The 12,014-nt window shown below is 73.9% G+C and carries 13 protein-coding genes; 11 read left to right on the forward strand and 2 right to left on the reverse strand.

Annotated elements, in window-relative coordinates:
* The first annotated feature begins 73 nt into the window (after positions 1–73).
* The 9 genes from UO65_RS22205 (at position 74) to UO65_RS36050 (ending at position 8,792) form a co-directional block, all read left to right on the forward strand.
* Positions 74–1,090, forward strand: coding sequence for an isopenicillin N synthase family dioxygenase (locus UO65_RS22205; protein WP_200873426.1), 1,017 nt, complete (start codon positions 74–76; stop codon positions 1,088–1,090).
* A complete protein-coding gene (locus UO65_RS22210; RefSeq protein ID WP_084176109.1) occupies positions 1,060–2,361 on the forward strand; it encodes an O-acetylhomoserine aminocarboxypropyltransferase/cysteine synthase family protein in 1,302 nt (433 codons plus the stop codon). Before UO65_RS22205 ends, UO65_RS22210 begins: the two co-directional genes overlap by 31 nt.
* Before the next feature lie 14 nt (positions 2,362–2,375).
* Positions 2,376–3,923, forward strand: coding sequence for an ABC transporter substrate-binding protein (locus tag UO65_RS22215; protein WP_152552207.1), 1,548 nt, complete (start codon positions 2,376–2,378; stop codon positions 3,921–3,923).
* The gene (locus UO65_RS22220) at positions 3,920–4,870 is read left to right on the forward strand and encodes an ABC transporter permease (protein WP_035285920.1); all 951 of its coding nucleotides are present in this window, start codon (positions 3,920–3,922) and stop codon (positions 4,868–4,870) included. Before UO65_RS22215 ends, UO65_RS22220 begins: the two co-directional genes overlap by 4 nt.
* Positions 4,867–5,712 carry an ABC transporter permease gene (locus UO65_RS22225; protein ID WP_233427793.1) on the forward strand — a complete coding sequence of 282 codons (846 nt, stop codon included), beginning with the start codon at positions 4,867–4,869 and terminating at the stop codon, positions 5,710–5,712. Before UO65_RS22220 ends, UO65_RS22225 begins: the two co-directional genes overlap by 4 nt.
* Positions 5,709–6,494, forward strand: a complete 786-nt coding sequence (locus UO65_RS22230; RefSeq protein WP_035285922.1) for an ATP-binding cassette domain-containing protein — start codon at positions 5,709–5,711, stop codon at positions 6,492–6,494. The genes UO65_RS22225 and UO65_RS22230 overlap by 4 nt, the downstream gene beginning before the upstream one ends.
* Positions 6,494–7,267 carry an ABC transporter ATP-binding protein gene (locus UO65_RS22235; RefSeq protein WP_035285924.1) on the forward strand — a complete coding sequence of 258 codons (774 nt, stop codon included), beginning with the start codon at positions 6,494–6,496 and terminating at the stop codon, positions 7,265–7,267. The genes UO65_RS22230 and UO65_RS22235 overlap by 1 nt, the downstream gene beginning before the upstream one ends.
* A 4-nt stretch (positions 7,268–7,271) precedes the next feature.
* The gene (locus tag UO65_RS22240; protein WP_035285927.1) at positions 7,272–8,261 is read left to right on the forward strand and encodes a P1 family peptidase; all 990 of its coding nucleotides are present in this window, start codon (positions 7,272–7,274) and stop codon (positions 8,259–8,261) included.
* A gap of 351 nt (positions 8,262–8,612) precedes the next feature.
* On the forward strand, positions 8,613–8,792 hold the full coding sequence (locus UO65_RS36050; RefSeq protein ID WP_146241256.1) for a DUF5302 family protein: 180 nt from the start codon (positions 8,613–8,615) through the stop codon (positions 8,790–8,792).
* 55 nt (positions 8,793–8,847) lie between these two features.
* On the opposite strand, the gene yidC is transcribed toward UO65_RS36050, so the two are convergent.
* Both yidC and UO65_RS22255 read right to left on the reverse strand, forming a co-directional pair.
* Positions 8,848–9,699 carry a membrane protein insertase YidC gene (gene yidC / locus UO65_RS22250; RefSeq protein ID WP_035285933.1) on the reverse strand — a complete coding sequence of 284 codons (852 nt, stop codon included), beginning with the start codon at positions 9,697–9,699 and terminating at the stop codon, positions 8,848–8,850.
* A gap of 70 nt (positions 9,700–9,769) precedes the next feature.
* The gene (locus tag UO65_RS22255) at positions 9,770–10,075 is read right to left on the reverse strand and encodes a DUF6412 domain-containing protein (protein WP_035285961.1); all 306 of its coding nucleotides are present in this window, start codon (positions 10,073–10,075) and stop codon (positions 9,770–9,772) included.
* Between the two features lie 360 nt (positions 10,076–10,435).
* Here UO65_RS22255 and UO65_RS22260 point away from each other — a divergent pair, with 360 nt between their 5' ends.
* Positions 10,436–10,759, forward strand: coding sequence for a putative quinol monooxygenase (locus UO65_RS22260; protein ID WP_035285935.1), 324 nt, complete (start codon positions 10,436–10,438; stop codon positions 10,757–10,759).
* Positions 10,760–10,963: 204 nt separating this feature from the next.
* The gene (locus UO65_RS22265) at positions 10,964–11,620 is read left to right on the forward strand and encodes a response regulator transcription factor (RefSeq protein ID WP_035285937.1); all 657 of its coding nucleotides are present in this window, start codon (positions 10,964–10,966) and stop codon (positions 11,618–11,620) included.
* The last annotated feature ends 394 nt before the right edge of the window (positions 11,621–12,014 follow it).

The raw sequence follows: 12,014 nt of genomic DNA on the forward strand, positions 1-12,014 counted from the left end.
GACCGGGTGGTCTGCGCGTCCGGATCGTGGGAGTCGGTGCTGGTGGTCTGGACGGGGGTCCTAGGGTCGGGGCATGAGCAGCGTGGAGCGGGTGGAGGCCCTTCCGCTGATCGACATCTCGCGGTTCCGGGGTGCCGGTCGGGAGGGGTTCCTCGACGAGTTGCGGTGGGCCGCGCACGAGGTCGGGTTCTTCTACGTCGTCGGGCACGGGGTGCCCGAGGCGGTGACGGACGGGATCTTCCGGGTGGCGCGGGAGTTCTTCGCGCTGCCGCAGGAGCGGCGGCTGGCCATCGAGAACATCCACTCGCCACAGTTCCGGGGGTACACCCGGACCGGGTACGAGTTCACCGGCGGCACCCGCGACTGGCGCGAGCAGGTCGACATCGGTCCCGAGCGGGTCCCCGTCGAGGCGCCGGAGCACGACTGGCAGCGGTTGGTCGGGCCCAACCAGTGGCCGGAGGACCTGCCCGGGTTCAAGCGGACCGTGCTGGCCTGGCAGGACGAGGCGCTGCGGGTGAGCCGGGAGGTGCTGCGGGCGCTGGCCGCCGCGCTGGGCGCCGACGAGGGCCACTTCGACCGGTGGTTCGACGAGGAGGCCTCGACCCACGTCAAGGTCGTGCGCTACCCCGGCCGCCCGGCCGACGACGCCGAGCAGGGCGTTGGCGCGCACAAGGACTACGGCTACCTGGCCCTGTTGCAGCAGGACGACGTGGGCGGGTTGCAGGTGCAGCTCTCCGACGGGTCCTGGATCGACGCCACCCCGGTGCCGGGCAGCTTCGTGTTCAACATCGGCGAGATGCTGGAGATCGCCACCGGCGGCTACCTGACCGCCACCCGCCACCGCGTGCTCAGCCCGCCCGCGGGCGTCGAGCGCTTCTCCGTGCCGTTCTTCCTCGGCCCGCGCCTCGACGCCGTGGTGGAGCCCCTCGACCTGCCCGCCGACCTCGCCGCGCAGGCGCGCGGGGTCAGCGCGGACGCCGACAACCCGCTGCACGCCGCGTTCGGGGAGAACGCCCTGGTGGGGTGGCTGCGGTCGCACCCGAAGGTGGCGCGGCGCTGGTGGTCCGACGTGCTGGCGGCCCGCGCGTGACCCACCGGTTCGAGACCCGCCAGGTCCACGCGGGCGCCCAGCCCGACCCCACGACGGGCGCGCGGGCGACCCCGGTGCACCTGTCCACGTCCTTCGTCTTCCGCGACGCCGAGCACGCCGCCGCCGCGTTCGCGCTGCGAGACCTGGAGACGCACGCCTACTCCCGGCTGTCCAACCCGACGACCGCCGTGGCCGAGGCCCGCCTGGCCGACCTGGAGGGCGGGGTGGCGGCGGTCGCGGTGGCCAGCGGGCAGTCGGCGACCGCGCTGGCGGTGCTGAACCTGGCGCGGGCGGGCGAGCACGTCGTGGCCGCCTCCTCCCTCTACGGCGGCACGCACACCCTGCTCGCGCACACCCTCGACGACCTGGGGATCACCACCACCTTCGTCGACGACCAGGACGACCCGGCCGCCTGGCGGGCCGCGACCCGCCCGAACACCCGCGCCTACTACGCCGAGACCGTGGGCAACCCGCGCGGCAATGTCCTCGACATCGCCGCCGTCGCCGACACCGCGCACGCGGCCGGGGTACCGCTGATCGTCGACAACACCGTGCCCACGCCGTACCTGTGCAGGCCGATCGAGCACGGCGCCGACGTCGTGGTGCACTCGACCACCAAGTTCCTCGCCGGGCACGGCACGGTCATCGGCGGCGCGGTCGTCGACAGCGGGCGGTTCCCGTTCGCCGCCGACCCCGACCGCTGGCCGCAGTTCTCCCGGCCCGACCCGACCTACCACGGCCTGGCCTTCGGCGACTCCGGCGAGCTGGCCTACTGCCTGCGGCTGCGCACCCGCCTCGTCCGCGACCTGGGCCCCGCGGTGTCGCCGCTCAACTCGTTCCTGCTGCTCAACGGCATCGAGACGCTGTCGCTGCGGTTGGAGCGGCACGTGGCCAACGCGACCGCCGTGGCCCGGTGGCTGCGCGAGCGGCCCGAGGTGCGGGCGGTGCACTACGCGGGCCTGCCCGACAGCCCGTGGCACGCCGCGGCGCGGCGGTACCTGCCGCTGGGCGTGGGCGGCGTGCTGGCCTTCGAGCTGCCCGACTTCGACGCGGGCCGCCGGTTCGTCGACCGGCTGACCCTGTTCAGCCACCTGGCCAACATCGGCGACCTGCGCAGCCTGGTGATCCACCCGGCGTCGACCACGCACGCCCAGCTCGACGAGGAGCAGCAGCGCGCCGCCGGGGTCACCCCCGGGTTGGTGCGGTTGTCCGTCGGGATCGAGGGCACCCAGGACCTGCTGGCCGACCTGAACCAAGCCCTGTCCCGGTGACGAGGAGTACCACCATGCGCCCCCTGCTCTGGATTCCCGCCGCCGTCGTCGCGCTCGCCGCGACCACGGTCGCCTGCGGCACCGGTGGTGACCCCGGCGCCCCGGCCACGACCGCCACCCAGGCCGCCACCCCGCCCGACGACCAGCTCGACCTCGGCGCCACCGTCGACGTGCGGCTGATCCTCGAACCGGTCAGCCTCAACCCGTTCTCCACCTCCGGTGTCGCGGTCGACCAGCTCCTGCTCGACAACGTCTACGAGGGACTGGTCAGCGCCGACACCGCCGACGGCGACAAGATCGTCCCCCGGCTGGCCACCTCCCACGAGGTCTCTCCCGACGGCCTGTCCTACACCTTCACCCTGACCCCGGACGCCAAGTTCCACGACGGCTCCGCGCTGACGTCGGCCGACGTGGTCTGGTCGCTGCAACAGCAGATCGCCCCCGGCTCCAAGGGGCTGCGCGCGGCCGAGTTCGCCTCCGTCGCCGCGGTGTCCGCACCGGACCCGACCACGGTGAAGGTCGACCTCAAGCAGCGCGACACCTTCCTGCTGTGGAACCTGACCCAGCGCGGCGGGATCGTGTACAAGAAGGACACCGACTTCGCCACCCTGGACGCGAAGGACAACGGCTCCGGCCCGTACACCATCGCGAACTGGAACCGCGGCGCCGACATCACCCTGGCCCGAAACGACGCCTACTGGGGCGCGAAGCCGAAGAACGCCAAGGTGGTGCTGCACTACATCCCCGAGCCCAGCGCGGCGAACAACGCGCAGACCACCGGGCAGACCGACGTGCAGACCGCGGCCGACGCGACGCTGCTGCAACCGTTCACCGCCAACCCCGGCTTCACCATCCTCAGGGGAACGACGACCGACAAGTTCACCCTGGCGCTGAACAACAAGCGGGCACCGTTCGACAACCCCGACGTCCGGCACGCCTTCCGCCAGGCGATCAACAAGGAGGACGTCATCGCCGCGTACGGCGCGGGCATCCCCATCGGCGGCCCGGTCCCGCCGCAGGACCCGTGGTACACCGACCTCACCGGCACCGACGCGCACAACCCCGAGGGCGCCAAGGCCCTGCTGGCCAAGGCGGGCCACGCGGGTGGCCTGGCGGTGACCCTGGACGTCCCCAACGTCTACCCGCGCGCCATCGCCGACGTGCTGGTGTCGAACCTCAAGCAGGTCGGCGTCACCCTCACCGTCCGCCAGGTCGAGTTCCCCACCTGGCTGACCCGGGTGTTCACCAACCACGACTACGAGCTGAGCATCGTCGACCACGCCGAGGCCCGCGACATCGGCAACTACGCCAAGCCCGACTACTACTTCGGCTACGACAACAAGCAGGTCCAGGCCGACTACGCCGCCGCCCGCGCCGCCGCCTCCGACGGCGAGCGCGACGAACTGCTGCGCAAGGTCGCCAAGCAGGCCTCCGACGACGCCGCCACCGACTGGCTGTTCGTCAACCAGACCCACACCGTCGTGCGCACCGGCGTCTACGGCGTGCCGTCGGCGGAGACCACCAACCGGTTCCCGCTCAGCGGCATCGCGGTCGGCAAGTGACCTTCTGGCTGCTGCGCCGGGTCGCGCTGTTCGCCGTCTCGCTGCTGGTGGCGAGCGTGCTGGTGTTCGCCCTGCTGCGGCTGCTGCCCGGCGACGTGGCGGCCACCATCGCGGGCACCGACGCGACCCCGCAGCGGCTGGCAGCCATCCGCGCCGAACTGGGCCTGGACCGGTCGCTGCCCGCCCAGTACGGCTCGTGGCTGGCGGGGGTGCTGCGCGGCGACTTCGGCACCTCGCAGCTCAACGGCGCCTCGGTGAGCGCTGAGCTGGGGCGCAAGCTGTCGGTGACCGCGCCGCTCGTGCTCGGCGGCGCGCTGCTGGCGGTGCTGGTCGCGTTGCCGTTCGGGGTGCTCGCCGCGGTGCGCAACCGGACGTTCGTGGGCACCGGGATCAGCGCGGTGTCGCAGGTCGGGATCGCGGTGCCGACGCTGTGGCTGGGCCTGGTCCTGGTGCTGGTGTTCTCGGTGCAGCTCGGCGCGCTGCCCGCGCAGGGCTTCCCCGTCGACGGCTGGGCGGACCCGGGGTCGGCCGTGCGGAGCCTGGTGCTGCCGTGGGTGGCGCTGGGGCTGACCGAGGGGGCGGTGCTGCTGCGGTTCGTGCGCTCGGCGGTGCTCGGCGTGCTGCACTCGGACTTCCTGCGCACCGCCAGGGCCAAGGGGTTGACCAGGGGGCAGGCGTTGCGCGCGCACGGGTTCCGCAACGCCGCGCTGCCGGTGGTGTCGGTGCTGGGCGTGCAGTTGGCGACGCTGATCGTGGGCGCGGTCGTGGTGGAGCGGGTGTTCACGCTGCCGGGGGTGGGCAGCATGCTGGTGGTCGACGTGGGCAACCGCGACCTGGTGAAGGTGCAGGGGGAGGTGTTCCTGGTGGTGGCCGCCGTACTGGTGATCAGCCTGCTGGTGGACGTCGCGCACCGGTTGATCGACCCGCGGTTGCGGGAGGTCCGGTGACCGCCCTGCGGGTCCTGCGGCTGGTCGCCCGCCGCCCGACCGGGGCGTTCGGGCTGGTCTGGCTGGGGCTGCTCACCGTGGGCGCGGTCGTGTCGCTGTTCTGGACGCCGTTCGACCCGCAGCGGACCGACCCGGGCAGCGCGTGGCTGCTGCCGTTCACCGACGGGCACGTGCTGGGCACCGACCGGATCGGGCACGACCAGTTCAGCCAACTGCTGGTCGGTGCGCGGGAGACGCTGGTGGTGGCGGTCTGCTCGGCGTTGGTGGCCGCCGTCGTGGGGCTGGCGCTGGGGCTGGTCGCCGCCCTGGGACCGCGCTGGGTCGGGTTCTCGGCCGTGGCGCTGATCGACATCCTGGTGGCGTTCCCGACGCTGCTGCTGGCCATGGTGCTCGCCGCGGTCTACGGCAGCTCGCTGGGCACGGTCGTCGTCGCCATCGGCATCGGGTTCGGCGTGGCGGTGGCCAGGGTCGCCCGCGCGGAGATCACCGCCGTGCGGGGCACCGACTACGTGCTCGCCGCCCGCGTCGGCGGCGCCGGGACCGGGCGGATCATCCGCCGCCACCTGCTGCCCAACATCGCCCCCACGCTGATCGTGCAACTGTCGCTGGTCATGGCGCTGGCGGTGCTGGTGGAGGCCGCGCTGACCTACCTCGGCTACGGCAGCGCGCCGTCGTCGCCGTCCTGGGGCGGGATGCTGCACGAGCAGCAGGCGCACATCGCCGCCCGGCCGCTGCTGGTCATCTGGCCCGGCCTGGCGGTGGCGCTGACCGTGCTGGCGTTCAACCTGCTCGGCGACGCGCTGCGCGAGGCCACCGACCCGAGGCTGGTGCGGACCCGATGAGCCTGCTGACCGTGCGCGGCCTGACCGTGCGCCTGGGCGGCAAGACCCTGCTCGACGGCATCGACCTCGACCTGGGGGCGGGGGAGCGGCTGGGGCTCATCGGCGAGTCCGGTTCCGGCAAGTCGCTCACCGCGCTGGCGGTCCTGGGGCTGCTGCCCGACGGCGCCGAGGTCGGGGGCAGCGTCCGGCTCGACGGCACCGAACTGCTCGGCCTCGACGACCGGCGGATGTCGCGGGTGCGCGGCGAGCGGATCGCCATGGTGTTCCAGGAGCCGCGCACCGCGCTGAACCCGCTGATGCGCGTGGGCAGGCAGGTGGCCGAGCCGCTGCGCCGCCACCGCGGCCTGTCCACCCGCGCCGCCGCCGCCCGCGCGGTCGAGCTGATCGACAGCGTCGGCCTGCCCGACCCCGAGCGCGCCGCCCGCGCCTACCCGCACCAGCTCTCCGGCGGCCAGCTCCAGCGCGTCGGCATCGCCACCGCCCTGGCCTGCGACCCGGCCCTGCTGCTCGCCGACGAACCCACCACCGCCCTCGACGTCACCGTGCAGGCCGACGTCCTCGCCCTGCTCGACCGGCTCGTCGACGAGCACGGCACCGCCCTGCTGTTCATCACCCACGACCTCGCCGTCCTGGCCAGGGTCGCCCGCCGGGTGCTGGTGCTCGGCGGCGGGCGGGTGCTGGAAGAGGGCACCCTGACCGACGTCCTGCGCGCCCCGACCCACGACTACACCCGCACGCTGCTCGCCGCCGCCCGCGCCACCTCGTTCACCCGGGAGGCCTGATGCTCACCGCCGAGGGGCTGAACCGCACCTACCGCCTGCCGCGGCGGTCGCTGTTCGGGGCGCCGGGGCAGCGGTACGCCGTGCGCGACGTCAGCCTGGCGCTGGCCCCGGGGGAGCGGCTGGGCGTGGTGGGCGAGTCCGGGTCGGGCAAGTCGACGCTGCTGCGGCTGCTGCTGGCCCTGGACCGGCCGGACTCCGGCGCGGTCACCTTCCGCGGCCGGGCCGTGCACCCCACCGGGGACCTGCGCTGGTTCCGCCGCGAGGTGCAGATGGTGCCGCAGGACCCGTACGGCTCGCTGGACCCGAGGATGCGGATCGGCGACAGCGTCCGCGAGCCGCTGGAGTGCCTGCGGGTGCCCGGTGACCACCGGGCCCGCGTCGCCGAACTGCTCGCCGCCGTGGGCCTCGACGCCGACGCCGCCGGGCGGTACCCGCACGAGTTCTCCGGCGGGCAGCGCCAGCGCGTCGCCATCGCCCGCGCGCTCGGCCCGGAACCCGCGGTGCTGCTCGCCGACGAACCGTTCTCCGCCCTCGACGTGGCGGTCCGCGTCCAGGTCACCGCGCTGGTGCAGGACCTGGTGGACCGGCTCGGGCTGGCGCTGGTCCTGGTCTCGCACGACATCGGGGTGGTCCAACAGCTCTGCGACCGGCTGCTGGTGCTCAAGGACGGCGTGGCGGTGGAGTCCGGGGCCACCGCGGACGTCCTGCGCGCGCCGTCGCACCCGTACACCCGGGCCCTGCTCGACGCCGTCCCCCGGCTGCCGGAGGTCTGAACCCATGCGCGCCGGACCGCACAACGCCCTCACCGACGTCCCCGGGGTCCTCCTCGGCCACGCCACCCGCATCGGCGGCGGCGCCCTCACCGGCACCACCGCCGTCCTGCTCCCGGAGGGCACCGTCACCGCCGTCGACGTGCGCGGCGGCGGCCCCAGCACCCGCGACACCCTCGCCCTCGACCCGCGCGAGGACCGCCGCGCCGTCGCCGCCCTGGTGCTCACCGGCGGCAGCTCCTACGGCCTGGGCACCGCCCACGGCGTCCTCGACTGGGTCGCCCGGCACCGCCCCTGGGCCGACCCGGTCGTCCCCACCGCCGCCCTGTTCGACCTGGGCCGCGGGGGCGACTTCACCGCCCACCCGCGCCCCGAGGTCGGCCACGAGGCGGCGTCGGCCGCCGCGGGCGGGCCGGTCGCGCAGGGCAACGTCGGCGCCGGGACCGGGGCGCTGACCGCGCAGATGAAGGGCGGCCTCGGCACCGCCAGCGCCACCTTCCCCGACGGCACCACCGTCGCCGCCGTGGTCGGCATGAACTCCCACCACCCCGCGGTCGACCCGGCCACCGGGCTCCCGCTCGGCGTCGCGTTCGGCCTGCCCGGCGAGTTCCCGCTCGTCCCCGTCGCCCCGGAGGTGATCGCCGCGGGCCGGGAGCGGTTGCGGGCCACGTTCGAGGCCCGGCGGTTCCGCGCGCCGCTCAACACCGTCATCGGCGTCGTGGCCACCACCGCCCCGCTCACCCCCGGCCAGGCCCACCGCCTCGCCGACGCCGGGCACAACGGCCTGTCCCTGGCCATCCGCCCGTCGCACGGCCTGGCCGACGGCGACACGATCTTCGCCGCCGCCACCGGGTCCTCCGGCACCGCCGCGACCGCGCTCTCCGCCGCTCCCGGCGTGTTCGCCCGCGCCATCGCCCACGCCGTCCTCGCCGCCACGTCGATCACCACCGACTGGGGCGAACTGCTCGCCCACCGGGACCTCTACCCGCAACCCTGAACGGGTGTTCTCCGCTCCACAGAGGACTCGCGAAACTTTCCCCTTGACCCCGTGGCCGGACGACTGGCACCATCTACCCATGCGCCTTTGAGATTCCGGGACCTGATCCCCGCTGACGGACCACCTGCCGCAGGCTGAACCAGCCCGGTCGAGTGGGTTCCGGGGACTCCCGTCGACACCCCGCCCAGGCAGGTTCCCCTGCCGCACAGTTGGCGATCACGCATGTCCACTGACCGGTCCGCACCCGCTCGTCGGACCGGGTACCCGCCACGCCCACGGTCCGGCACCGCCGCGACCGCGGTCGGCGACCTCTTCGAGCGGCTTCGCACCATCCCTTTCCAGGAGGCCACCTTGGCTGCCAAGAAGTCCCGCACCCCGTCGATGGACGACATCAAGAACCGCTTCTCGCAGGCCCTGGCCCAGAAGGGCACCGGCCCGCACCCGCACGAGTCGCACCGCGCGCAGAGCACCCGCGGCGGCACCAACATCCCGGTACCGCGCAAGCACACGCTGCGCCGCAAGACCGGGTGACCGGGTGGACCGCTTGCCCCGCAACGAAACCGTTGCGGGGCAAGCGGTCTGTCCACTACCGACCGCGCCGCGGCTTCTGCCCCGGTCGCGGTGTGGTCATCCGCGGCTTGACCACCGCGGGCGCCCCACCGCCGGGTGACTGGCCGTCCACTTTGGTCGAAAGGATGTGCTGCTGCCCGAACGTCCACACGTTGTTCGCGAGGAAGTACAGCAGCACGCCGATCGGCACCGGGAACAGCAACCCGGACACCAGCATCCCCGCGGGCGCGAGGAACGCCATCACCTTGCCGATGGCCGCGAACTGCGGGTTGTCCGCGGGCTGCTGCTTCTGCCCCGCCCGCAGCGACAGGAACGTCGCCGCCCCCGCCAACAGCATCAGCGGCACCCCCACGGCGAGCATGTGCGCCCGGTCGGTGGCGAACGCGGCCAGGTCGGCGGCGGACTGGCTCACCCAGTTGCCCAACCGCGCGCCGAACAGGTCGGCCCGCAGGAACGACTCCACCCCGGCCCGGTCGAACACGTGGTTCGACTGCGCGGTCGGGGTGAAGTCGCGCAGCACCCAGTACAGGCTCAGGAACACCGGGACCTGCAGCAGCGCGGGCAGGATCGCGCCGAACGGGCTGGTCCCGTTCTCGGCGTGGAGCTTCTGCACCTCCCGCCCCATCCGCACCCGGTCGCCGCGGTGCTTCTCCCGGATGCGCGCCAGGGCGGGGGCCAACTCCCGGGCGCGCCGCGCCGCGCGCAGTTGACCGAGCGCGGGCCGGATCAGCAGCACCCGCACGGTGAAGACCAGGAACACGATCGCCAGCACCCAGGCGGCCCCGCTGCCGGGGCCGAAGAGGGCGCCGAAGAGCCGGTGCCAGAACCAGAGCACGCCGGAAACGGGGTAGAGGAAGACGTCGAACATCGGGGATTCACTCCGTCGGAAGAGTCGGGAAGCGGACACCGACCGCCCACGTCCGACCTCGACGCACTGCTCAGGCGGTCGCGCCACCCCGTGACGGAGCCCTGGGCCGAGTCCGCCCCCGCGCGTCCGGGTCCCGCAACCGCACCGCGGAGACCAGCCGCGCCCGTTCGCGCAGGCTGATCGCCCGCACCCCGGCGGGCGCCACCGCCACCACGAGCCCCACCACGACCACGGCGCACACCACCGCGGCGGCCATCACCCCGAGGCCCACGGCTGAGGCCGCCGCCCCGGAACCCCCGGTCGTCGGCAGCACCACGAAAAGGGCAGGCAGGAACAGCGCGAGCAGCAACCGCAGGCGCATCCCCACCGAGACCATGCCGCGAGCGTACACGCGCCTGCGCGGCACGCGGCCGACTCGCGGTGGCCCCGGTCCGCCTCCCGACACCGGAAATCGGCTGTTCACACACGCGACCAAGGCGGCGACACGGTCAGCGAGGGGCAGGCGTACGCGCTCCTGCTCGCCACCACCCCCTCGCCCCGTGCGGCTGACCCGCTCCGAACCGTGATCCCACCCAGGAACGCCATGGAACCCCACGCTTTCGCCGCCTGATCACCTGCGGCGGCGGCTGACGGTTCCAGCCCACCACTCCCGGCGCCCGGGGCTGCTGGTGCCGTCCGACGGGTGAGCGCCGGAAATGGCATCCTGGAGTCGATTCCCGAGTGGGGGTTGCTTGAAATGATCTTCATCACCGCCAAGTTCGCGATCAAGCCCGAGCACGCCGACCGGTGGCCCGAACTCTCCCGCGAGTTCACCGAGGCCACCCGCGCCGAACCCGGCTGCCTCTGGTTCGACTGGTCCCGCTCCCTGGACGACCCCACCGAGTACGTCCTCGTCGAAGCCTTCCGCGACGGTGGGGCGGGCGGTGCCCACGTCAATTCCGCGCACTTCAAGGCCGCCCAGGAGACCCTCCCGCCCTACCTGGCCGCCACCCCGCGCATCGTCAACGTCGAAGCCCCCGGCACCGAGTGGTCCCTCCTCGGTGAGATGGCCGTCGACTGAGCCGCCGGGGGACGTCCACCTCGACCGTCCCCAGGGTGCGCGGCTGATCGCGGTCAACAGGCAGTCGACACCGCCCTCCGGGTCGACCGGTCCCGGCGCCGGTTGTCGTCCCACTGGTCCATCCGCGCGTCCCGCGCCCGACACGTCGCGGGGAACCGCCTCCGGCGGCGGCCGGGCTGGGGCATCCTGGGCCCCGGAGGTTCGATGCGCATCCTGGTGGTGGAGGACGACGACGGTGTCGCGGCGGCGGTGGTCGACGCGCTGGTGGCCCGCGGGCACGGGGTGGTGCGCGCGGCCAGGGCGGCGGAGGTGCCCGGACTGCGCCCCGGCGCGGAACTGGTGCTGCTCGACCTGACCCTCCCCGACGGGGACGGCCTGGAAGTGCTGCGGGACCTGCGCCGCGCCTCCGACGTCCCGGTGCTGGTACTGACCGCGCGCTCGACGGAGCGGGACGTGGTGCGCGGCCTGCGCTCGGGCGCGGACGACTACCTGGTCAAACCGATCCGCCTGGCCGAACTGCTGGCCCGGATCGACGCGGTGACCCGCCGAGCCGCCGCCCGGGGAGGTGTCCCGGAGGTGGTCGAGGTGGAGGACCTGCGGGTCGACCTGGCGGCCCGGCGGGTCAGCGTCGCCGGTGCGGAACTGACGCTGACCGGCAAGGAGTACGACATCCTCGCCGCCCTGGCCCGGCGGGCGGGGGTCGCGGTGAGCAGGCAGCAGGTACTGGACGAGGTCTGGGGAGACGCGACCGTGGCGGTGTCGCGGGCACTGGACGTCCACCTGGCCTCGCTGCGCACCAAGCTCGCCCGGCCCGGACTGCTGTCCACCGTCCGGGGCTTCGGCTACCGGCTCGGCCGCTGACCCACCGCAGCCCCGACCCACCGCAACTCCAGGACCGTCACCCCACCGGCCGCAGCCCCGCCTGCCTGCCATCCCGAACCCACAGGCGCAGCCGCCGACCACCCATCGCACCGCCGGCCCGTCCACCAGTCATGGACCCGACAACCGGCCACCCCGAACCCCACCGGCGCAGCCGCCGACCACCCCACCAGCCGCAGGCCCGACTGCCGGCCACCCCGAACCCCACCGGCGCAGCAGCCCAGCCGATCACCCCCGAAAACCGCCGGCCCGACTACGGACATGCCCGGTGGGTGGAGGTCCTGAACGCAGGCCGACCACCCCCGCAACCGGCGGCCCGGCTAAGCAACTGCCCGGGTGGGTGGATGTGTTTGGCCGGGGGTGGCGATCATGTGAC

It is taken from the genome of Actinokineospora spheciospongiae (assembly GCF_000564855.1).
Classification (GTDB): Bacteria; Actinomycetota; Actinomycetes; order Mycobacteriales; family Pseudonocardiaceae; genus Actinokineospora; species Actinokineospora spheciospongiae.